The following is a 21,341-nucleotide window of genomic DNA, read 5'->3' on the forward strand; positions in this document are numbered from 1 at the left end:
ATCTGTTGCACAGGCTTGGTGCTAAATGCTGCTAAATGGTGCATATATAATCTATATATCTTTTATATCTTTCTAGCGAACAAATGAGTGCGGGTGTATTAACAGTACTGGTCGGAAATCTATTTACATGATTAGATGAGGTAATATTCGAAACTGTCTGCTATCGGCACCTCCTGACCACCAAGGATGAGGTATAGCGTTTTGATCAGGCTGAAAATAGGTAATACGCATTCGGTCTTGTCACCCTTTCTCAAGGGCTGGATATTGCCTGTCGGGCTATTACTGTTATTGCTGTTTCACCTTCTGGGGTTCATTCCCATGCAGGCGGCACTTCGGGGATTTTGTTTCGATCTCTATCAGATGTTGATTCCGCGAGAGCGCGTTTCAGGCCCCGCTATCATCGTCGACATCGATGAGGCGAGCTTGAAGCAGTTCGGGCAATGGCCCTGGCCACGCAGTCGACTGGCTGAGCTGATCGAGCGGGTGGGGGAGGCTAATCCGGCGGCGATTGGCATCGATATCATCATGCCGGAACCGGATCGTGTCTCGCCCTGCAGTGTCGGAACGCTGATCCCGGGAATACGCGAGGGCTTGCTTGAAGAACTTTGTAGTTTGCCGAGCAATGACGAACGACTCGCGCAGGTTCTGCAGCGATACCCCACGGTACTCGGTGTGGCGGGTATCGATGAGCGCCATCCCTTCTCTTTGGTGGCAACGCCGGTTCAGATACGGGGAGAGGATCCGTTGCCCTCCGTGCGTCGATACCAGGGCGCGCTGACCAGTATCGATATGCTACAGAACGCAGTGGCTGGACACTCCATACTAAGCGCCGATATAGAGCGAGGCGTCGTACGGCGAGTGCCGATGGTGGCCGCGGTCGGAAATCAGATGTTGCCCTCGTTGTCATTGGAGATGTTGCGCCTGGCGATCGGAGCGCCAGTCTTTTCTGTTACAGCGGATAACAACGGCGTGATTGGGGTCGGAGTCGGAGAGTTGGATATCCCGACCCAGGCCGACGGCTCAATTTGGGTCCATTACAGTGAGCATGATCCGGCACGTTTTGTCTCTGCGACCCGTGTTCTGGAGGGTGATTTTGATCCCTCACTGTTTGAGCGGAAGCTGGTACTGATCGGGTTTACCGGTTTGGGGCTCGTCGACTTTCCGAGCACGGCGTTAGGGGAGCGTGTTCCTGGAGTCGAGATCCATGCCCAGGTACTTGAAACGGTCTTCGACGCCAGTACGTTGCTGCGCCCGCAATGGGCACCGTTGGTCGAGGGGGGGCTGATGCTGATTCTCGGCATCACGGTTATCTACCTGTTGCCAAGATTGAGAATGTGGTTCCAACTGCCGCTGGTGGTGCTTCTGGTTTGCTTGCTCGCGGCTGCAGGCTTGGTGCTTTACAGCCGTTACCAGGTGCTGATCGATATCGCGTCACCCTATCTGCTGTTTGCGGTTTTGTATGTCGCACTGCTGGCAGACGCGATGATGAGAGGAGAGGGTAAGATTGAGGGGCTTGAGGAGGACTTGCGCGAGCAACGTGAGGCCGCGCTGCGTATTCAGGGGGAGATGGAGGCGGCGAAGCGGTTTCAGATGAGTATCGTGCCTGACCCCGGTCAGGTATTTCGCGCGGAACCGCGTCTCGATCTGGCGGCCATGATGGAGCCGGCGAAGATGGTCGGGGGCGACCTTTACGACTGTTTCATGCTTGATGCGAATAGGGTGTTTTTCATTATTGGCGACGTCTGCGGCAAAGGGGTGCATGCGGCGTTGTTCATGGTCATCAGTAAAACACTGTGCAAAAGCATTGCACTGCGCAGTGATCCGGATATCGAACTGGGGGAACTGGTCAGTCAGGCGAACAGGGAGATCGCGCGGGATAATCCGGAGTTGCTCTTTGTAACCGCTTTTATCGGTATTCTGGATCTGCGCAGTGGCGAGTTGATCTACGTGAATGCTGGCCATGAACCACCGCTTCTTGTGGCTCCGGGCTGTCGTGTCGGTACGCTTATCCATAGTAGCGGCCCACCGATCGCTATTATGGACGACTACCGATATGAAACCTTCCATCACCGTCTGTCGACTGACGAGTTTTTGTGTATTTTCACCGATGGAATTACCGAGGCGGCTGATCTGGATCAGGCCCTGTTCGGACGCGATCGTCTGGAGCGTGTAGTGGAGTCGCTCGGTGAAGAGCAGGATTCCAGTGGCTTGATGCAAAAGGTGGAGCAGGAGGTTCGTAGCTTCATGGGCGATGCAGATCCGGCGGATGACTTAACGATCATGGTGATACGTTGGCACGGTGTTGGCTAGCCTCTAAGTCGGCAACTACGCTAGTTACTATCTAAACGGAGTCAAAGGACGAGGTGTTGAATGAATATCGATGGAGAAGAGCTTGAGAGTGGTGTGTTGAAAATCAATCTGTCCGGCCGAATGGATATCGAGGGGGTCCAACAGATTGAGGCACGTTTCGGCGAGCTGACAGGCGGTGAGCATAGTGGTGTGATCGTGGACATGGCCGAGGTGCCCTATATGTCATCGATCGGCATACGCTCACTGTTGATCAATGCCAAGGCGGTGAGTCGCCGGGGTGGCAAGTATGTCGTACTGAATCCACAGCCCGACGTAAAGAGCGTTTTGGAGATATCGGGCATCGATAAGATCATGGACGTGTGTATGGACTATGGACTGGCACTCGGCAAAGTTTCCCAATAACAGGTTTCCCAATCAACAGGGGTATGGGGTTTGGAGCTGACAGAACTTAAAGACGAAAGTCCGTTGCTTACAATCACCAATGCAACGTCGGAGATCCCCAGAATGAGCCGTTGGCTTGGTGAGGTGCTGCGTCACTATCAGGTACCGCAAGAAATGCTGTTCAAGTTTGACTTGTGTGCCAACGAAGCGGTTACCAACATCATCTTCTATGCCTATCCGGAAGAGGATGGACGCCAGATACATCTGGCGCTTGGGGTGGGGCCCGATGAAGTGACGCTGCTGATCGAGGATGATGGGATACCGTTCAATCCGGTCAATGCAAAGCCGCATAAAAAGCCGCAATCGCTTGACGATGCTAAAATCGGCGGGCTTGGCATCGATCTGATTAAACACTACATGGATCGATACGAGTACGAGCGGAGCGACAACAAAAACCGGTTGAAGCTAACCAGTGTCATCCCCTCAAGCTGATATCGGTTAGATGGCGTCGTACAAGGCTGGGTGGCGTCTGTTCAGCGTGCTTGCGACGCGCTATGCTAGCCGCACGGTCATGAGAGCATGGCCGGCGTCGCTCGGACGGTTCCGGGCGCTTACGTGACAAGAGGTTATTATGGCCGATAATGCTGGCACTCCCCCCGTACGCCGTTTTTCCCGTATCGATCGTCTTCCCCCCTATGTGTTCAATATCACCGCCGAGCTGAAGATGGCCGCGCGTCGGCGTGGCGAAGACATCATCGACTTCAGCATGGGCAACCCGGACGGTCCAACACCTCCGCATATCGTTGAAAAACTGTGTACCGTGGCACAGCGTGAAGATACCCACGGCTACTCCACGTCGCGCGGCATTCCGCGTCTGCGCCGGGCGATCTCGCACTGGTATAAGGACCGCTACGATGTAGAGATCGACCCCGAAGAGGAGGCGATCGTCACCATCGGTTCCAAGGAGGGGTTGGCACATCTGATGCTGGCAACCTGCGACCACGGGGACACGGTGTTGGTACCCAATCCGAGTTACCCGATCCATATCTACGGTGCGGTGATCGCCGGCGCTCAGGTACGTTCCGTACCGCTGATTCCCGGTGTGGACTTTTTTGTCGAGCTGGAGCGGGCGATTCGCGAAGCGATTCCGAAGCCGAAGATGATGATTCTGGGCTTCCCCTCGAACCCGACCGCACAGTGCGTAGAACTGGATTTCTTCGAACGCGTGGTTGCCCTGGCCAAGCAGTACGGCATCATCGTCGTCCATGACCTGGCCTACGCCGACATCGTCTATGATGGCTGGAAGGCGCCATCGATCATGCAGGTGCCGGGGGCGAAGGATGTGGCGGTGGAGTTCTTCACCCTGTCCAAGAGCTACAACATGGCGGGCTGGCGCATCGGTTTCATGGTTGGCAACAAGGAGCTAGTGCACGCGTTGGCGCGGATCAAGAGCTACCACGACTATGGCACCTTTACCCCGCTGCAGGTGGCGGCCATCGCCGCGCTTGAGGGTGATCAGCAGTGTGTGCGCGATATCGCCGAACAGTACCGCCAGCGTCGCAATGCGCTGGCCAAAGGGTTGCACGAGGCTGGCTGGATGGTCGATATCCCGAAAGCCTCCATGTACATATGGGCCAAGATCCCCGAACCCTATCGTGAGATGGGCTCGCTGGAGTTCTCCAAGAAACTGCTCGCCGACGCCAAGGTGTGTGTCTCGCCCGGTATCGGTTTTGGTGACTATGGAAACGACTACGTGCGCTTCGCGCTGATCGAAAACCAGGATCGCATCCGCCAGGCGGTGCGTGGCATCAAGGCGATGTTCCGTAAGGATGGCCTGATCGAGGTACCGTCCAAGCAGCGATAACCTGGGTTAATTTCTGGCGGTGGCTGTATACGGCCACCGCTATCTCCCCTCCGCCGGATCGTAGAATCGGCCCAACAGCTCGGCTACCGCCGGAAACGCCTCCCTCAGAATATCCGGTCGCTCGAAGTGGTACTCGCTGGTTACGGCGAAGAATTCGGCCGGTGAGGTTGCCGCATACGGGTCGATCCGGGTTTCAACTCCGCTATCCAGCTGCTGGTTTAACCGCTCAAAGGCGCGGCTGAACGTCCGAGTCCAGTCATGTGCAACCATCCCCTTGGTTAATGGCGGAAAACCGTTGAATGAGCCGTTGCGTGCATCCAGCACATGGGCGATCTCATGGATCACCACATTATGCCCATCCGTCAGCAGGCCGGAGTGCAAGATGTCGGGCCAGGAGAGCACCAGGGTGCCATGTTCCCAGGTTTCGCCGCTCAGCGGCTCATAACGCTCATGCACGACGCCAAACTCATCCAGCTCCTGGTGGTGAACCATAAATGCATCCGGATAGATCCCCACCTCGCGAATGTCGTCCAGCCAGTGGTAGCCCAGATCAAGCACGGGTAAACAGGCGAGAGCCGCAACCCTGAGCACCATGTTCAGCTCCAGTTGTAGTTCGTCACCGCCGAAGAAGCGTTTTTCGGCCAGAAAACGTTCGCTGAGCCCCTTTAATCTCTGCTGCGCAGATGCCTCCAGTTGCTTAAGCAGAGGGGTAGACGCGATCAACATGCACCACTGCTCGTCATCGATGGTAACGATCGGCTGGTGGGCGGCGCTCAGATAAGCAAACAGCTTTTCGAACATAGTGCGATTCCAGTAGCGCATATGCGCACAGTTTAACCGAATACTGTCGCAGTCTTTTGCTAGGCTTGTGAAGCAGAGCCGCAAGGGCAGCATTCTGGCTCGAGTCGAGCTATCATGTGCGCCCCGTTTTACCCCTAGCCACAGATGGAGTTCAGGTTTTGTCTCACGAGCAGTTTACCCCCGGTCAGCGCTGGATCAGTAATACGGAAGCGGATCTGGGGTTAGGCATAGTCATTGAGTGTGCCAATCGTCGTGTCGAGATCGCATTTCCCGCGGTGATGGAGCAGCGAACCTACGCGATCGATAATGCACCGTTAAGCCGTGTGATCTATGAACCCGGTGAGCAGGTCAACAACCATCACGGTGACACGCTTGAGGTGCTCGAGCGATTCGAGAATCGTGGCTGCTTCATCTACCGCTGCAGCGATGCCGAAGGGGGCGAGGTGGTCCTGACCGAGCCTGAACTGGATAGCGCCGTTCACTTTGCACGCCCGGAACAACGTTTGCTGGCCGGCCAGATCGATCGCAACGGCCTGTTTAAACTGCGTGTGCGTACCCTTGAGCATCATCACCGGCTGATGAGTTCACCGGTGTACGGACTGCTCGGTGCGCGGGTACAACTGCTGCCACATCAGTTCCATATTGCGGTGGAACTCTCATCACGGCAGCACCCGCGTGCATTGCTGGCTGATGAGGTGGGGTTGGGCAAGACCATCGAAGCGGGCCTGGTGATGCACCAGCGCCTGATCAGTGGTCGTGCCAGCCGGGTGTTGGTGGTTGTGCCCGATAACCTGGTGCACCAATGGCTGGTGGAACTGCTGCGCCGCTTCAACCTGATGTTCACGCTGCTGGACGAAGAGCGCTGCATGGCGTTGCTGGAGTCTGATAGCGGTAACCCGTTCGAGTCCAGCCAGCTGGTACTCTGTCCGCTGTCCCTGCTAACCCAGCGCGATGCCCGGCTTAAGCAGGCGCTGTTGGCGAGCTGGGACCTGCTGGTGGTGGATGAAGCGCATCATCTGGGTTGGACACCCACGGCGGTCAGCCACGGTTACCGCTGTATCGAGGCGCTGTCCGAGAAAATACCGGGCGTGTTGCTGCTGACGGCCACGCCTGAACAACTGGGCCCCGAAGGACACTTTGCGCGCCTGCGCCTGCTTGACCCCGAGCGTTATCACGATCTGGAAAGCTTCGTTGCCGAGAGTGATCGTTTTCACCATCTCAGCCACGCCATCGAGCCGCTGCTGGAGGAGGGCGGAGCCGACCTGTTGGCCGCCGATAGCCGCGTGCAGCACGAGATTGCCGGCTGGCTCGGGGATGAGGCACTGGGCAACTGGCTGGCGTTGCCGCGGGATAAGCGAGAACAGGGACTGTCGGTACTGATCGCGTCGCTGATCGACCGCCATGGCACCGGCCGCGTGCTGTTCCGTAACACCCGTGACAGCGTCAGCGGTTTCCGCTCCCGGCAGCTCGACGCGGTTCCGCTGCCGATGCCGGCGGTGTACGAGGAGGCGGCGTTGACCGCGCGGATGGAGCAGATGCTGCATCCGGAGCTGCTGTTGGGGCCTGAATGGGTCGAGTTCGATCCGCGAGTGGAGTGGCTGGTGGAGTGGTTGCGCGAGAACCGCAAGGATAAGGCGCTGGTGATCTGCGCCCATGCGGAGACTGCGATCGCGCTGGAGGAGTATCTTAACCTGCGTCAGGGGCTGCGCACCGCGGCGTTCCATGAGGGGATGTCGCTGATCAATCGCGACCGTGCCGCCGCCTATTTTTCCGATCTGGAGCTGGGTGCCCAGGTTTTGATCTGTTCTGAGATTGGCTCAGAGGGGCGCAACTTCCAGTTTGCCAATCACCTGGTCCTGTTTGATCTGCCGCTGAGCCCTGACCTGCTGGAGCAGCGTATCGGTCGCCTCGACCGTATCGGGCAGCGTTTCGATATCCAGATCCATGTTCCCTATTATCAGGACAGTGCTGTAGGCGTGCTGCTGGATTGGTATGACAGTGGTCTGGAGGCGTTCAGCCGTGTCTGCGCCAGCGGAGAGGCGATCTATCATCAGGTCGCCGACGAGCTGTATGAATGCCTGAACGATCCGCAGAACAGCCAGGCGCTCCAGCAACTGATCGCCGATACCAGCAGCGCCCGTATTGAGCTTGAGGACCGGCTGGCCACAGGTCGCGACCGGCTACTGGAGCTGGGCAGCTGCGATCAGGAGCGCGCCGAGGCACTAACAGCCGCGGTGATCGACGCTGAGTCGGGAGAGGAGCTGCAGGCCTACGCCGAGAAACTGTTCGAGCGATTCGGCGTTGATACCCAGCCTCATGGTGAGGATGGCCTGGTACTGCAGATGGGCGAACACATGCTGTGTCAGCTGCCAGGCCTTGAGGACGAGGGGCTGACGCTGACCTTCAATCGCGAGCGGGCGTTGTCGCGAGAGGATATTGAGTACATGAGCTGGGAGCACCCGTTGCTGGCCGGCACCATGGAGCTGATCCTGCGCGGCGAATATGGCAATAATTCCTTGGTGACGCTGAAACTGCCGCCGCTGCCGCCGGGTACCCTGTTGCTGGAAGCGATCTTCCAGCTGCACACCACGGCACCGCGGGCACTGCAGTTGCAGCGCTATCTGCCCAAGGGACTGGTGCGGGTGCTGGTCGGTCCCAATGGCCAGGATCTGGCGGGGCCGCTGGGGCATGAGCCGCTGAACAAGCTGGCGGAGACGGTATCGCGTACCGCCGGGCAAAATATGGTGCGGCTGGCTCGTGAGCAGATCGTTACCCAGCTCAAGCAGGCCGACGTTCTGGCGCAGAAGCAGCTTGCACCGATGGTCGAGCAGGCACTGGAGCGGATGCACGCCGAGCAGGGCGCCGAATACCAGCGACTGGAAGCGTTGGCGGCGGTAAATCCCGGCATCCATCCACAGGAGCTCGAAGCGCTTGCTGGGCGCAGGGAACAGATGGCGGACGCCCTGTCCCGTGCTGAGCTCAAGCTTGATGCAGTACGGGTGATTCTGGTGCGAGAGTAAGCGGAGTATTGATCCGGGTCCTGATAAAATAGTCGGACCCGGTTATTATTCCTTTAATTGTTTTCCCCTGTGGCGGTGAAACTTTGGGCGGCTCAGGTGCTCCAACAGGTAAGATTCGGTTAGGTTCAGCGTGGTTCGGAGAGTAGGTTTGAGCAATCTGATCAGACACTATTGCCGTAAGGTTGGCATGACTCTGCTGCTGGTATTGATGCTGCTGAGCCAGTCGCTGACGCTACAGGCATCATCGCTGATGTCGGCATCCGAATTCATGACCGATCTGCATACGGGCGTACATTGCGGGCAGCTGGCCGAGTGCGACCAGGTCCTGGATGTAAGTCTGTCCGATTGCTGTGACGATGAACTGGAACACCCTTGCGGGGCGGGGCAGTGCTCGCTTGCTTCAGCATGCCCGCCTATGCAGTTATCGCTCGACGTCGCGCCGCTCTCAGTTCGACCCGACAGCCGTATCAATATGCCGATGAGTGCTGCCCTGTCACGCCCTTATACTCCTCCGAAAATTCGCTGATCGACGCCATCCTTTTTGTATCTATCGGTTCGTTCATTTTTGGAGAGATCATCATGACTCTTAGCGCTCGTCACTATTCCGGCACCGCTCTGCTCTGCGCAACACTGTTTCTGTCGGCCTGCTCGGAGAGTTCGGCCACCGATACCAAGTCTCCTGTTGCCGATGCACAAAGCCAAAATATTGAGTTGGACGTGTACAAAAGCCCGACCTGTGGCTGTTGCACCAGCTGGGTGGAGCATGCTCAGACCCATGGCTTCGCGTCCTCGATCCACCACCCCGATAACCTCAATGGGGTTAAGGACGAATACGGCATCCCGGCCAACATGCGCTCCTGCCATACCTCGGTCTCGAAAGAGGGGTATGTGTTTGAAGGCCACGTGCCTGCCAAGCTGGTGAAGCGTTTCCTCACCGCGCCGCCTGAAGGCGCGCTTGGACTGGCGGTACCGGGCATGCCGGCCGGCAGCCCAGGTATGGAGATGGGTGACCGCTTCCAGGCCTATCCGGTGGTACTGCTGAACAAGGATGGCAGCTTCCAACTGTATGAAAAGATCGACGAGCAGGATCAGCAGTACTGAGCCTCAAGCCCGCTCCTTTATGAGGCGGGCTCCAATCGCAATTGTCACCCGCCAGTCGTTATACTGATTGAACTGGCGGCTCGACCAAGGAGGTGGTGACACGATGCTGAAGATTGAAGGCATAGACCATATCGTGCTGCGCACCGCGCAGCTCGAGGCGATGCTCGCGTTCTATATCGACGTGCTTGGCTGCACGCTGGAGCGGGATACCGGCCCTGACACCGGCTTGGTGCAGCTGCGTGCCGGCGACGCCCTGATCGATATCGTTCGCGTTGACAGTGAACTCGGCCGAATGGGTGGAGGGCCGCCGAGCCGGACCGAGAACAACCTGGATCATCTATGCCTGCGTTTGGCGCCAATCAGCGAGCAGCAACTGCACGATGCGCTGGCGCAGGCGGGCGTGGAGATGAGTGCGTTCGAGGTACGTTATGGCGCCGAGGGGTTCGGCCCATCGGTGTATATTCAGGATCCGGATGGCAATACGGTTGAATTAAGATCGGCCTTGGCTAAAAATTAGTCGCTCAGTCACTCTCGTTTCTGCCTCGGATCAACCTGTCATGTCACTGCATCTGTTACTGATCTTCATCCCGGCCTGTTTCGCGCTGAACCTGTCACCCGGGCCCAATAACCTGCTGGCGATGAGCAATGCCCAGCGCTATGGTCTGCGCAACGCGGTGCTTGCCGGGGCGGGACGCCTCATCGCCTTTGCCCTGATGATCGTGCTGGCGGCTTCGGGGCTGGCGGTGGTGCTGCACACCTCGGAATTGATCTTTACCCTGATCAAGGTGGTCGGTGCGCTCTACCTGTTCTGGATGGCCTACAAGCTCTGGATTGCCGGTGTTACACCGGAGGAGGTGGCGTTGGATGCCAAGCGCAAGAGCCTGCTGGGCATGGCGCGGCAGGAGTTCCTGCTGGCGTCGGGTAATCCGAAGGCGATCCTGATATTCACCGCGTTTCTGCCACAGTTCGTCGATCCCGCCGGGGATATGGCGGTGCAGTTTGCCATAGTGGGCGCGCTGTTCCTGCTGCTGGAGTGGGTTGCGATCGCGCTTTACGGAGCGGCCGGGCTCTACCTGAAGCAATGGTTTAGCAGGCCTCGTGGACAGCGGATCTTTAACCGTAGTTGTGCCCTGTTGTTGGCCGGTGCTGGTGGTGGGTTGCTGGCGTCCCAGCGTTGAAGCATTGCCGCACATAAAAAGGGTCGGACGTGCCGACCCTTTTAATTTGTACCAACCCTTTTCGTTGTACAGAATCCTTAGGCTTACATCTTCCCGGTGGAGAAGAAGTAGGTCTCGCCGGAGCTGTCGTCGACGCCATCGTTGTCGGTGACGGCGTAGCCGATACCACGGTTGTCGATAGTGAAGCCTTCGATCTTGTCGACCACGTAGCCATTGTCCGCTTTCAGGTCGGGGATGAAGTCCCGCACCTGCTGTTTGTGCACCACCGGTAGCTTGCTGCCCAGTGGCGCCGGCTTCAGCTCGCTCTTGGCGACCTTGTACAGTCGCTTGATGCGGGCGTTCTCGCCGATCTGGTTATCGCGCTCGATGATGTAGACAGCGTCACCATAGGCACTGATCTCGGACAGGCCCACCCAGCCCTGTTCAGGCGTTTCGATCGGGTAGCGCACCGCCCCCCACTTATCCTGCTTCAGGTTGTAGCAGACCAGCTTGACGCTGTGTTTAGGATCGTCCTTCCACTCGCGCTGAATGGCGATCCAGAGCTCGTCGCCGATCAGGGCAACGCCCTCCGCACCGAAGCGGGTTTCGTTGTTCAGCAGCTCCGCCGGGAACGGTAACGTGCGGTCGATTTCGCCATTGGCGTCGACATGGTAGATCGCGTGCGGGATCTCCTTGTCGGTACGGCCCTCGGAGGCCAGCCAGAATCCACCCTTGCCATCGGACGCAATCCCCTCCAGGTCCAGCGCCTTGGCCGCTTTGCCGTCGCGGGTTACGTTGATAGCGCTGATAATACGGGCAGGCTGGACCGAGGCATCGATGGTGAAGATACGCGGCTGGGAGTTGTAGAAGCTGTCGTTGACCGCGTAGAGCAGCGCCGGTTTCTGTGGGTCGGCAGTGAGGCCGGACAGTGCGCCCCAGCCCAGCGGTCGACCTTCGCTATCGACGGAAGAGACGATCTGAGGATAAAGCGGTGCTTCGTCGTCCAAACGGTAGAGATTTACGTGCGCGCGGACTCCGCCATCCTCGACCAGATCCTTTTCGTTGGCGCTGACCAGCAGGTTGCGTGCCGGGATGGCCACCGCCGACTCAGGCGCGATGCCGGAGGGCAGCAGCTGCACGAACTGAGGTGCGGCTCCGGTATCGCGATAGACACCGATCACCGAGCCGCGCTCGGAGAGCAGGAAGATATAGGTCTCGCCATTGAAGCGGGCAACCTCCAGTCCTTCTGGTTCGGCCCCTTTCTTGCCAGAGCGCTTGTCGGGATAGTGGCCGGCCATGGCCACCTGGTGCTCGAAAGTGGCGCCGGATTCGAACAGTACGCGGCCATCCTTGTGGAAGATGGTGAAGCCGCGCGCGCCACCCCTGTAGTCGCCCTCGTTGGCGATGACGAAACGCTCATTGTCCAGCCATTTGACCGCATCCGGCTCGCGCAGGACGCCGTTCTGGCTACCGGTGAAGAGCAGGGCGCCATCCTTCTCGGTGTCGATACCGTCCAGATCCACCGTGCCGGCGGAGAAGTGGTTGATGATCCTGCCGCTTTCGGCATCGACGATCACCAGGTGGTTATTCTCCTGCAGCGTCAGTGCGAGCTCGTTGTTGTCGTTGAACGCGACAAACTCAGGCTCCGGATCTTCCGGCGCGATCCTGGCCAGTCCGGAGACATCGACACGGCGCAGCTTGTCGCACTGCACCTGTCCGTTGACGATCGGCAGAATACTCAGGTAACCCGCGGGTGCTTGGGGCAGTAAGCCGTCATTGAGCTCTTCATCCCGCTCGTTTTCGACCGCCACGGCAACAAACTGCCCATCCCTGGAGATGGCGACCGAGTCCGGCTGCCCTCCCAGATCGCAGCGGCTCATGACCTGGCGGCTGTCCAGGTCGATGGCAGCAAGGTAACCTGACGGGGCGACGTAGCTCTCCGACGTATTGACGCCTGCAACGACCAGGTTGTTATAAGCCGAGACGGAGGTCGGCTCTCCATTCAGGGCGATAAAACCGCCTGCTTTTGGATCGTAGCTATCCCGGATGTCGATAAAACCGACACCACCGCGGGGGCTGTCGGAGTAGATCAGGGTATTGCCGTCACCAGAGGCGGTGATGATCTCGGCAGAGGTTTCATGCTTCATATCGCCGCCGATGGGCAGGTTGTCGGCGGTAGCAAAGGTTGCTATCCGGTCGAAGCTTGCAGCGAGGCTACTGCTCGCGACGCCGGCGATCGCTATCGCCAGCAGGGTGTGGCAGAGGTTGTGTCTGATCATCTGAGGTGAACTCCATGTCGTGGGATGGGCAAACGCAATACCCTAAACAGGAACGATGACGGACTGGTGACTGAAGTTGGACTAACCTCTAACCTGTTGGCCAAAAATAAAACGCTAGTTTAGTTCAAGCAAGGGAGTGTCCAATGTACCCGTGGAACTGGTGGTTCTCACCCAAGCTCTATTTCCCGCTCAGTGGCGATTCGATACAGCGCATTGCGCCCGAAACCCATTGGTTGTTCGGCACGATAAAACCGGAGGCAGGCAACGGCAAAATTGAACAGGAGGTGTTTGAAAATGTCGCCTCCTACGGTAAACAGATCGGCTGGCTGACCGAGCTGGTTCTCGGTCTTGCGGAAAGAGATACGCTCGATAAGAGCGGTAAGGTTGCGGCTCTGCAGGCGATGAAAAAGCTGGAATCCTTGCAGCAGCAGATCGAGAAAGTGAAGACCGTGGAGTCGGCTCAGTTTGAGCAGCGGGTGACAGCGTGGTTGAGTACGCTGAAAGCCCAAGACCCGGATCGCTTTGCACAAGTTGGCCGTACGCTGTCCGATATCCTGTCGGGCGAGTGAGTGCGAGAAGGACGCGGATCTATTGAAAAAGGAGTTTAATCGATGTCGGCACAACTGATTCTGGGCCCGCTGTTGGGGCTGGAGTCCGATACTTTGTATACCGTCTGCCTGGTCACCTCATCCAATGTGGAACAGGTCGTTCTGAGACTGAGGCCTGACTCCGGTCGAACGGAGACGGTCACGGCGATGATGGTGGAGGATAACGAGGCCGGGCGCTTCTGGCGGGCCGAAAAGTCTCTGGATACTCCTGAGCAGGGTGAGTTCATCGCCTATCAACTGCTAGTGGACGACACAGCGCTGTCTGACCCATTCGGCCATCAACACTGGACCTTCTATCAACCGGGGCGCGAGGAGAAACCCAAGCTCGCTTATGCCTCCTGTAACGGCTTCTCCGATGAGGCGCTACGCACCTCGACCAGTTCGCCCTACCGTATGTGGCATGAGATGGCCAAGGCTCATGACCAGGAACCGTTTTCGCTACTGATGATGGGCGGTGACCAGGTCTATGCGGACTCGATCTGGTCACGGGTGAAGACGCTGGCCGATTGGCACGAGCAGGATCTTGAGACCCGTATGGCGACCGAACCCGATGACCTGATGCGCAGTCAGATCTCCGAGTTTTACGCCAATCTCTATGTGGAGCGCTGGCGGCAGGACGCGGTGGCCCGGATGATGGCCAGTATTCCGTCGGTGATGATGTGGGACGACCACGACATCTTCGATGGCTGGGGCAGTTACCCGGAGGATCTGCAGAACTGCCCAGTGTTTCACGCGATCTACGACGGCGCGGCACGCTTTTTCAGACTCTACCAACTGCGTAATGCGCCTCAGAATCGATCATTGCTGGCGCCGGAAAGGGGCCATCATGCGTTCGGTTTCCGTTTTCGGCGCTACCATATTCTGGCGCTCGACAACCGCGCCGAACGCGCGATCAAGCAGGTGATGAGTCGTCAGCAGTGGGAGGACTTGCTGGCCTGGCTTGATCAGCGCGACAGCAATGGCGACCTGCTGGTGCTCTCGGCGGTACCAGTTGTATATCGCGACTTCTCACAGGTTGAGGCCTATTTCGATATGACCTCGAAGATGGAGGAGCTGACCGACGACCTCAAGGACCATTGGCGAGCCAAGACCCATGAAGGTGAGCGGGCGCGACTGATTATGCGCCTGCTGGCCAATGCCCGAAAACGCCAGGCAGGACGCACGCTGATCCTGTCCGGCGACGTTCATATCGGCTGTCTGGGGGTGATCAGAGATCGGCAGCACCAGACCCTGATCCACCAAGTGGTCTCCTCGGGGATCGTGCATCCGGCACCGAGCCGTATCCAGTGGATCGGTATCAGCGCGGTGACCAACGACGATACCGAGTACCCGAGCGAGGATGAACAGATCGCCATCGATATGTTACGGCCGCATGGTGCAGACAAATACCTGCGTACCCGCAACTTCGCCACCCTGCAGGAAGGAACGGATCGTAAACTCTGGATCAACTGGATCTGTGAAAACGGTGAAGCGCCCTGTTACCCCCTGCAGTAAAGGTTGTTTATCCAGTAGTGGTCCGGGTTAATTATACCGGGCCGCTTACGTCTATCGCTTTGCCTACTTTTCGCCTTTTTGTTGACCTTCTTATCAAGTTTAAAAAACAGCAGCGCGTAGCATGAGTCGGCTAATCGAAAAACTGTATACATTCACTCCGTTTCAGTTAAATCGTTAAAAAATGGTGTAATTCTTCTCCAACTCTATGTTAAAAACCTATGTCTTAAACACCTGTTCTTATTGAATCCTTGCCTGGAGCAGGTCGATTATTAGCGTCTAAAAGTAGACCAATAAAAATTAGCGACCATTAATATACGAATAATAAGGAGCGCGGGTGACAAGGGAGTTTCGATTTTCACCACGGGTGCTAACCGGTTCACTTTTACTGACAATGTCGCTGCTGTTAACCGGATGCGGTGACGAACCACCGGCCACCAACAGCTCAAGCACGTCGACAGGGCTTCAACTATTAAATCAGAACTGGAACGACCAGCAGCGGGAAACCGCCTGGTACACCAGCTTTGGCTCCCGCATCATGCCGCTCTCCTGGTTTTTGGTGTTAGAAGACGCGGATGGTCAGGCGCTTTTCAGTCGTCCGGATAACCTGCGCCGTTTCGGCTTCGCGTTGGCAGGAAGCTCACCGGCGAATCCATACAACCTTCCCATCGGGCTGGCCAGCACACCTCCACATCAGGGCGAGCGCTGGGTGGGGCTTGGCTGTGCCGCCTGTCACTCGGGGCAGATCTATTACCGGGGCAAGAGTCTGCATATCGATGGCGGACAGTCGCTGGTCGATTTCCAGCTGCTCGAGAGAGAGGTGATTGCCGCGCTGGACGCCACCCTGCGGGATTACGGCAAGTTTACGCGCTTTGCCCAGGCGCTGGGGGCAGGACCGGATATCCGGCAGTCGCTGCAGACGCGCACCGAGCGGTTGAAGAAAATGGCCGCACTCAACGATACCCACTACGCCTACGGGCGCGGCCGGTTGGATGCCTTTGGCCAGATCTTCAACGCGGTGGCGGCGGATTTCCTTGAACTTCCCGAAAACCGTCGTGAACCCGATGCTCCGGTCAGTTACCCGGTGTTGTGGGACGCCGCGCACCTGGATCTGGTGCAGTGGAACGGCTCCGCACCCAACGCAGGGCCCGGACCGCTGGTGCAGAACGCGACCACGGCACTGGCGGTGTTCGGCGATCTGAACATTCACAGCGATGGCATTGGCTACGATTCCGGCGTCGAGCTGGAGAACCTGGGGACGATCCAGGATCTTTGGTACCACCTGAAAGCCCCGGCTTGGCCGGAACAGCAACTGGGCGTAATAGATCGAGCCTTAGCGGAGCAGGGCAGCGCCATCTATCAGACCCAGTGCCTGTCCTGCCATATGATCTCCGATCAGAGCAAGGCCAAGCGTGAGTTGAAGGCGACGCTGGTGTCCGTGGACAAGGTCGGTACCGACCGCACCATGGCTGACAACTTCGTCAATGCCAAGGCCAAGAGCGGCGCGTTTGAGGGCAAGAAGCTGCTCTATGTCGCCGGTAACAGGCTGGGGGAGGAGGCTTACAGCATCGAGCTGGTGCTGCACGCGACGCTTGGCGCACTGTTGCAGCAGCCCTGGCAGTCGATCAAAGCCGGTCTTCACAGCTTCCACAAGGTGTACAGCGCACCGCTGGACGAGCGTCCCTACGCCTACAAGGCGCGGCCGCTCTCCGGTATCTGGGCCAGCGCGCCTTACCTGCACAACGGTTCGGTACCCTCGCTGGCAGCGCTGCTCTCCACCGAGCGTCCAAGTCGTTTTGCCGTGGGCAGGGTCGAGTACGATCCGCGCGCGGTGGGGCTGGGTAAGCAGGTGCTCGACGCAGCACAGGTCAGCCAGTTCGACACCACCGAGCCGGGGAATGGTAACGCTGGCCATCTATACGGCACGGGGCTTTCCGACACCGATAAACGTGCACTGATTGAGTATCTGAAAACGCTTTAACACTACAACGACAACTTGCCAAGCAGAGGAACCAAAATGAGCAAGGGAATCGCGTCGCGCTTGATCTGGCGGCTGCTGATATTGATCGTACTGCTGGTAATGGCCGCCATAGGGGTGTTTGCCTACTTCGTCCACTCCTCAGAGGCGCGGATGCCAAGATTCGAACCGGTGGATGAATACCGCTATCTGAATAGCGGCTGGAAAACCTCAGCCCGCGAGACCTATTACCATACCCCTCAGGGCGCCGTGCTGCCGCAGGGCGCGGGAGATGCGGCGTTGCGTTACAGCTGGTTTCTCAACCTTGAGCAGCCGCTGTCGGAGGGGCGCTTTGCCGACCCCCGGTTCCTGCTCCGCTTCAAGTTCCTGAGCGATCCCAGCCACCCGGATGAACTGCCGGTCGGCTTTACCAAGCGCTACTCTGCATCTTTGGGCGAAGCGCTGCTTGATATCAGTTGTGCCGCCTGCCATACCGGCGAGCTGCACTACAACAAGGAGGGGAAGCGTTACGGTTTGCGCATCGATGGCGGTCAGGCGATGCACGCGTTTACCGATCTCGCTCGTGGCAGCTTCGGCCCCACGCTGATCAGCGCGCTGGCGGAAACCTGGGCCAACCCGCTCAAGTTCAACCGCTTTGCCAACCGGGTACTGACCGACGGCGGCAGCAAGGTAAAGTTGCACCGGCAGCTGGGCGATACGCTGGAGGCGTTTCTCAGTATCCAGCAGAACAACCCCCTGGCTCATCTCTACCCGACCCGCGAAGGGTTCGGCCGTACCGACGCCTTGGGCCGTATTGCCAACACCGTGTTCGGTGAGCACCTGACCGATGCCAATCTGCAAAAATCTTCGGCACCCGTGAGCTACCCCTATCTGTGGAACATCTGGAAGTTCAACTGGGTGCAGTACAACGGCTCGGTGGCCCAGCCGCTGGCGCGTAACGTGGGCGAGGCGCTGGGGGTAGGGGCCGATATCCAGTTGGTCAGCACCGAGGGTGCGCCATTGCCGGCCGATCAGCGCTTCCGCACCTCGGTGAATATTCCGGGGCTGGAGCGGATCGAGCGCGCCCTGCAGCAGCTGCCGCCGCCGATCTGGCCGGAGGATATCTTCGGCGCCATCGATACGGTCAAGGCTGCCAAGGGGGAGCAACTGTTTCAGAGCCACTGTGTAGAGTGCCATGGACCACATAGGTCGAGCCGTGCCCGTCAATTGGCGGAGGCTCCGCTCAAGGCAGGTCCCGGGGACCATTGGCTGATCGAGGTGATCGGGATTGACCATATCGGTACCGATCCCACCGAGGCGCAGAGCTTCCTGTCGCGCACCTACGACCTGTCCGCAACCGGTATCGACCAGACCCAGGTCAAGGAGCTGATCGATCCACTGCTACAGAAGAGGTTGGCCCGTGACATGCTGATGCGCCTGCAGGAGCTGGCGATCGATCAGAGCTTGAGCGAGGAGGCTCGTGTCGCCTTCAGCGCCCTGGCGGATCAGTTCCCGGCGCCGGATACCCTGGCGGAGCAGGGCTTCGAACCCTCCCCAGTGCCCAGCATCAAGCAGGCGCTCAACTATTTCGATCTGCAGCCAGATGTGGAACTGTCGGCCACGTATGAGGCCTACCCCCAGCTGAGCTGCGACACCCAGTGTCAGGTCAATGCGCTCTGGTACGACATGGATTACGCCCAGCAAGCCTTTACCAAGTTGCTGGCCTCGATCGATCCGGCCAATATCACCGAAGGGCTTGGCCTGAACCTGATCGACCTGCTGTTGAAACAGCGTTACTACCGCGACAACAACCTGACCGAGGCGCAGCAGGCCTGTCTGGAAGGGTTCGGTGCTCTTGATCTGCCGCAGCAGATCATCGGCTATAAACCGCGCCCGCTGGCCGGTGTCTGGGCGACGCCGCCGTTCCTGCACAACGGTTCGGTGCCGAGTATCCACCAGATGCTGCTGCCTGCGGCCAAGCGCGATACGAGCTTCTTTGTCGGCCCGCGTGATTACGACCCGGTTCATCTCGGTTACACCACCGGCCAGCCGCCCGGTGGTGAGTTCGACGGATTCTGGTTCAACACCGCTTTGACCGGTAACCACAACACCGGCCACAGTTTCGAGGCGACGCCGAAACAGTGGCAGGCGTACCGGAACGATCCGGCTGCCAATCCCTTGGCCAAAGGGGTTATCGGCCCGGAGCTAAGTAACGACGAGCGTTTTGCGCTGTTGGAGTATCTCAAAATCCACCGTGACAACCCGCCGGGCTACCAGTATCCGGGAGCGCCCGCCTGCCTGGGCGGGCAGGGCTGAATGAGGAGCGAAGGTTATGCATGACAGCAATCCGAACTACCGCCAGGATTTCGCCGACGTGCAAGCGGAGGAAGCGGTCTGGATCGCGCAGCGTCGGAAGGCCGCCAGCATCGACCCGGATCAGCCGATCACCGGTCTGGCCTTCTCCGGTGGCGGTATACGCTCGGCCTGTTTCCAGCTCGGTATTCTTCAGGGCCTGTCGGAGAGCGGCTGGCTCAATCGGGTGGATTACCTGTCATCGGTATCCGGTGGCGGCTATATGGCTGGCTGCTATCAGTGGCTCAAGCACAAGGGGCAGGGTGCGGCCGAGCTGTTCAGTGCGCCGGTGCTCAACTGGTTGCGTGCCAACGCAGCCTATCTGGTGGCGGGCAAGGGGGTCAGCGCCGCGACGCTGGCTGGCGGTATTCTGGCGTCCTCACTGTTCAGTCTGATGGTGCTGCTGCCGATCCTGCTGGCCGGGTTTTGGCTGATGGGGCTGCCCCATAGCCGTTTTCTCTGGCCGCAACACTGGCATCTACCGGGCGGTGAGGTGATTCACGGCCACAGCGGCTACCTGCTGATGATGTTCGCCTCCATCGGCTGCTTCGCGCTCTATCTCTTGACGATTCCGACCATGGCCCTGTGGCGTGCGGGTACCCATGGCGATTTGAAGCGCAGCTTTGCGCCGCGCAGGTTCATGGGCCGTTCACTCGGCACGGCGATCACCCTGGGGCTGCTGGGCAGCCTGCCGATGGTCGCCCAGCTTGACGATGCCTTGCTGGCGCTGGCCGCCTCCGAGTCATGGGCGGGGCTGGGTAAACACCTTGACTATGCGCTGCCGTTCATTACCGGCGCTTGGGCGATGGCCAATGCCCGCATGAAGCCGAGACTGGCGCTGTTCGGCCTAACCCTCGTGCTCTATGGATTGGCGGCCCTTGCCTACCATCTGGTGTTCCACCTGATGCTGGTCGATCATCCGCTGTTCTGGTCCATCTTGGGTATTTCCGTGCTGCTGGCGACCTTGGCGAGCGTTAACCGCACCTCGATGCACGGCTACTATCTGGCTCAACTGGCGCAAGCCTTTTTCTATACCGCTGAGCCAGTGCACGGAAAGCGCGAAGCGGACGATATGCCGCTGGCCGAGATCGGCCCAGACAAGGGGGCGCCACTGCCACTGATCAACACCACGCTGTCGACGGTCAACTCCAAACGGGCCCTGGCGCGTTCGCGACTGGGCGACAGTTTTACCCTGAGCCCGCTGTTCAGTGGTAATCCTGTCACCGGCTTTGCCCGCACGTCGCAGTTCCAGTCCGGACGCCTCAGTCTGGGCGAGGCGATTACCACCAGCGGTGCTGCAGTGGACCCGGGTACCGCGCAAACTGCAAACCGTGCACTGAGCGTATTGCTCACGCTGATCAATTTCCGCCTTGGCTTCTGGGTGCAGCATCCGCGCCGTGCCGGAGAGCAGTTTACCCGCATGCCGTTCTGGCTGATCTTCCGGGAGCTGTTTGGCAAGGGACTTAGCGAAACCGCTTCCAGCCTCCATCTGTCGGACGGTGGCCATTTCGAGAATCTCGGTGTCTACGAATTGCTGCGCCGCGAGTGTCCTTTGATCATCTCCAGCGATGCCGGCGCTGATCCGCAGATAGCGCTGAGTGATCTTGGCCTGTTGTTGCAGCGCGCCCACGCCGATTTCGGGTGCGATATAGAACTCGACACCAAACTGCTGGCGTCGGATGAGAGCGGCCTGCATGAGGGGTGCTATGCACTGGGGCAGATCCGCTATGCATCCGGCAAAACCGGGCGTTTGCTGTTCGTTAAATCGGTGCTGACCAAGGCGTCCTCGGCGCAGGTGATCTGCTTTTCCAAGCTGGATACCCGTTTCCCCAATGATGGCTTGATTAACCAGTTCTTCGATGAGCGCCATCTGGATGCCTATCGCGAACTGGGGCGACAGAATATCCTGATGGCACTCGGGGCGTTGGAGCGCGAGCCGGTCGGGGAGCACGGTCAGCAGGAACGGATCGAGGTGATCGCGGTGTAAGAGGCTAGCCTCCGATATATGAAAAGCGCTCAT

At 58.6% G+C, this 21,341-nt stretch carries 16 protein-coding genes; 14 read left to right on the plus strand and 2 right to left on the minus strand.

Going from position 1 to position 21,341, the window contains the following annotated elements; genetic code table 11:
- The first annotated feature begins 186 nt into the window (after window positions 1-186).
- The 4 genes from IEX40_RS15100 to alaC all read left to right on the plus strand — a co-directional run bounded on the left by IEX40_RS15100 (window position 187) and on the right by alaC (window position 4,555).
- Entirely contained in the window at window positions 187-2,310 is a 2,124-nt protein-coding gene (locus tag IEX40_RS15100; RefSeq protein ID WP_373286485.1) for a CHASE2 domain-containing protein, read from the plus strand.
- A gap of 60 nt (window positions 2,311-2,370) precedes the next feature.
- Window positions 2,371-2,712: an STAS domain-containing protein gene (locus IEX40_RS15105; protein WP_188749750.1), complete on the plus strand. Its 342-nt coding sequence runs from the start codon at window positions 2,371-2,373 to the stop codon at window positions 2,710-2,712.
- Between the two features lie 63 nt (window positions 2,713-2,775).
- Entirely contained in the window at window positions 2,776-3,183 is a 408-nt protein-coding gene (locus IEX40_RS15110) for an ATP-binding protein (protein ID WP_268235802.1), read from the plus strand.
- Between the two features lie 139 nt (window positions 3,184-3,322).
- Window positions 3,323-4,555, plus strand: a complete 1,233-nt coding sequence (gene alaC, locus IEX40_RS15115) for an alanine transaminase (RefSeq protein ID WP_188749754.1) — start codon at window positions 3,323-3,325, stop codon at window positions 4,553-4,555.
- Between the two features lie 39 nt (window positions 4,556-4,594).
- Here alaC and IEX40_RS15120 read toward each other — a convergent pair whose 3' ends face one another.
- A complete protein-coding gene (locus IEX40_RS15120; RefSeq protein ID WP_188749756.1) occupies window positions 4,595-5,356 on the minus strand; it encodes a M90 family metallopeptidase in 762 nt (253 codons plus the stop codon).
- Window positions 5,357-5,514: 158 nt separating this feature from the next.
- Here IEX40_RS15120 and rapA point away from each other — a divergent pair, with 158 nt between their 5' ends.
- The 5 genes from rapA to IEX40_RS15145 all read left to right on the plus strand — a co-directional run bounded on the left by rapA (window position 5,515) and on the right by IEX40_RS15145 (window position 10,655).
- Window positions 5,515-8,376, plus strand: coding sequence for an RNA polymerase-associated protein RapA (gene rapA, locus IEX40_RS15125; protein WP_188749758.1), 2,862 nt, complete (start codon window positions 5,515-5,517; stop codon window positions 8,374-8,376).
- Window positions 8,377-8,524: 148 nt separating this feature from the next.
- Window positions 8,525-8,902, plus strand: a complete 378-nt coding sequence (locus IEX40_RS15130; RefSeq protein ID WP_188749760.1) for a hypothetical protein — start codon at window positions 8,525-8,527, stop codon at window positions 8,900-8,902.
- A gap of 53 nt (window positions 8,903-8,955) precedes the next feature.
- Window positions 8,956-9,477 carry a DUF411 domain-containing protein gene (locus IEX40_RS15135; RefSeq protein WP_188749762.1) on the plus strand — a complete coding sequence of 174 codons (522 nt, stop codon included), beginning with the start codon at window positions 8,956-8,958 and terminating at the stop codon, window positions 9,475-9,477.
- 103 nt (window positions 9,478-9,580) lie between these two features.
- Entirely contained in the window at window positions 9,581-9,994 is a 414-nt protein-coding gene (locus IEX40_RS15140) for a VOC family protein (RefSeq protein ID WP_188749765.1), read from the plus strand.
- A 40-nt stretch (window positions 9,995-10,034) separates the two neighbouring features.
- Entirely contained in the window at window positions 10,035-10,655 is a 621-nt protein-coding gene (locus IEX40_RS15145; RefSeq protein WP_188749767.1) for a LysE family translocator, read from the plus strand.
- An 83-nt stretch (window positions 10,656-10,738) separates the two neighbouring features.
- Here IEX40_RS15145 and IEX40_RS15150 read toward each other — a convergent pair whose 3' ends face one another.
- Window positions 10,739-12,913 carry an esterase-like activity of phytase family protein gene (locus IEX40_RS15150; RefSeq protein ID WP_188749769.1) on the minus strand — a complete coding sequence of 725 codons (2,175 nt, stop codon included), beginning with the start codon at window positions 12,911-12,913 and terminating at the stop codon, window positions 10,739-10,741.
- 143 nt (window positions 12,914-13,056) lie between these two features.
- Between IEX40_RS15150 and IEX40_RS15155 the strand changes: the two genes are divergently transcribed.
- From IEX40_RS15155 to IEX40_RS15175, 5 genes are all read left to right on the plus strand, one after another.
- Window positions 13,057-13,482 (plus strand): hypothetical protein, encoded by a 426-nt coding sequence (locus IEX40_RS15155; protein WP_188749771.1) that lies wholly within the window; start codon window positions 13,057-13,059, stop codon window positions 13,480-13,482.
- A 42-nt stretch (window positions 13,483-13,524) separates the two neighbouring features.
- Window positions 13,525-15,015: an alkaline phosphatase D family protein gene (locus IEX40_RS15160; protein ID WP_188749773.1), complete on the plus strand. Its 1,491-nt coding sequence runs from the start codon at window positions 13,525-13,527 to the stop codon at window positions 15,013-15,015.
- A 391-nt stretch (window positions 15,016-15,406) separates the two neighbouring features.
- Entirely contained in the window at window positions 15,407-16,993 is a 1,587-nt protein-coding gene (locus tag IEX40_RS15165; RefSeq protein WP_229680781.1) for a di-heme-cytochrome C peroxidase, read from the plus strand.
- A gap of 36 nt (window positions 16,994-17,029) precedes the next feature.
- Window positions 17,030-19,285 carry a di-heme-cytochrome C peroxidase gene (locus IEX40_RS15170; RefSeq protein ID WP_188749777.1) on the plus strand — a complete coding sequence of 752 codons (2,256 nt, stop codon included), beginning with the start codon at window positions 17,030-17,032 and terminating at the stop codon, window positions 19,283-19,285.
- Between the two features lie 16 nt (window positions 19,286-19,301).
- On the plus strand, window positions 19,302-21,308 hold the full coding sequence (locus IEX40_RS15175) for a hypothetical protein (protein ID WP_188749779.1): 2,007 nt from the start codon (window positions 19,302-19,304) through the stop codon (window positions 21,306-21,308).
- Window positions 21,309-21,341: the final 33 nt, after the last annotated feature.

Origin of the sequence: Marinobacterium zhoushanense (assembly GCF_014641945.1) — a bacterium.
GTDB classification, from domain to species: Bacteria; Pseudomonadota; Gammaproteobacteria; order Pseudomonadales; family Balneatricaceae; genus Marinobacterium_D; species Marinobacterium_D zhoushanense.

Excerpts from the sequence above, each read along its gene's own strand:
- IEX40_RS15120 (WP_188749756.1), bottom strand. The coding sequence starts at position 5,356 with ATGTTCGAAAAGCTGTTTGCTTATCTGAGCGCCGCCCACCAGCCGATC.
- IEX40_RS15140 (WP_188749765.1), top strand. The coding sequence starts at position 9,581 with ATGCTGAAGATTGAAGGCATAGACCATATCGTGCTGCGCACCGCGCAG.
- IEX40_RS15170 (WP_188749777.1), top strand. The coding sequence starts at position 17,030 with ATGAGCAAGGGAATCGCGTCGCGCTTGATCTGGCGGCTGCTGATATTG.
- IEX40_RS15150 (WP_188749769.1), bottom strand. The coding sequence starts at position 12,913 with ATGATCAGACACAACCTCTGCCACACCCTGCTGGCGATAGCGATCGCC.
- IEX40_RS15135 (WP_188749762.1), top strand. The coding sequence starts at position 8,956 with ATGACTCTTAGCGCTCGTCACTATTCCGGCACCGCTCTGCTCTGCGCA.
- IEX40_RS15165 (WP_229680781.1), top strand. The coding sequence starts at position 15,407 with ATGTCGCTGCTGTTAACCGGATGCGGTGACGAACCACCGGCCACCAAC.
- alaC (WP_188749754.1), top strand. The coding sequence starts at position 3,323 with ATGGCCGATAATGCTGGCACTCCCCCCGTACGCCGTTTTTCCCGTATC.
- IEX40_RS15175 (WP_188749779.1), top strand. The coding sequence starts at position 19,302 with ATGCATGACAGCAATCCGAACTACCGCCAGGATTTCGCCGACGTGCAA.
- IEX40_RS15100 (WP_373286485.1), top strand. The coding sequence starts at position 187 with ATGAGGTATAGCGTTTTGATCAGGCTGAAAATAGGTAATACGCATTCG.
- IEX40_RS15160 (WP_188749773.1), top strand. The coding sequence starts at position 13,525 with ATGTCGGCACAACTGATTCTGGGCCCGCTGTTGGGGCTGGAGTCCGAT.
- IEX40_RS15105 (WP_188749750.1), top strand. The coding sequence starts at position 2,371 with ATGAATATCGATGGAGAAGAGCTTGAGAGTGGTGTGTTGAAAATCAAT.
- IEX40_RS15155 (WP_188749771.1), top strand. The coding sequence starts at position 13,057 with ATGTACCCGTGGAACTGGTGGTTCTCACCCAAGCTCTATTTCCCGCTC.
- IEX40_RS15145 (WP_188749767.1), top strand. The coding sequence starts at position 10,035 with ATGTCACTGCATCTGTTACTGATCTTCATCCCGGCCTGTTTCGCGCTG.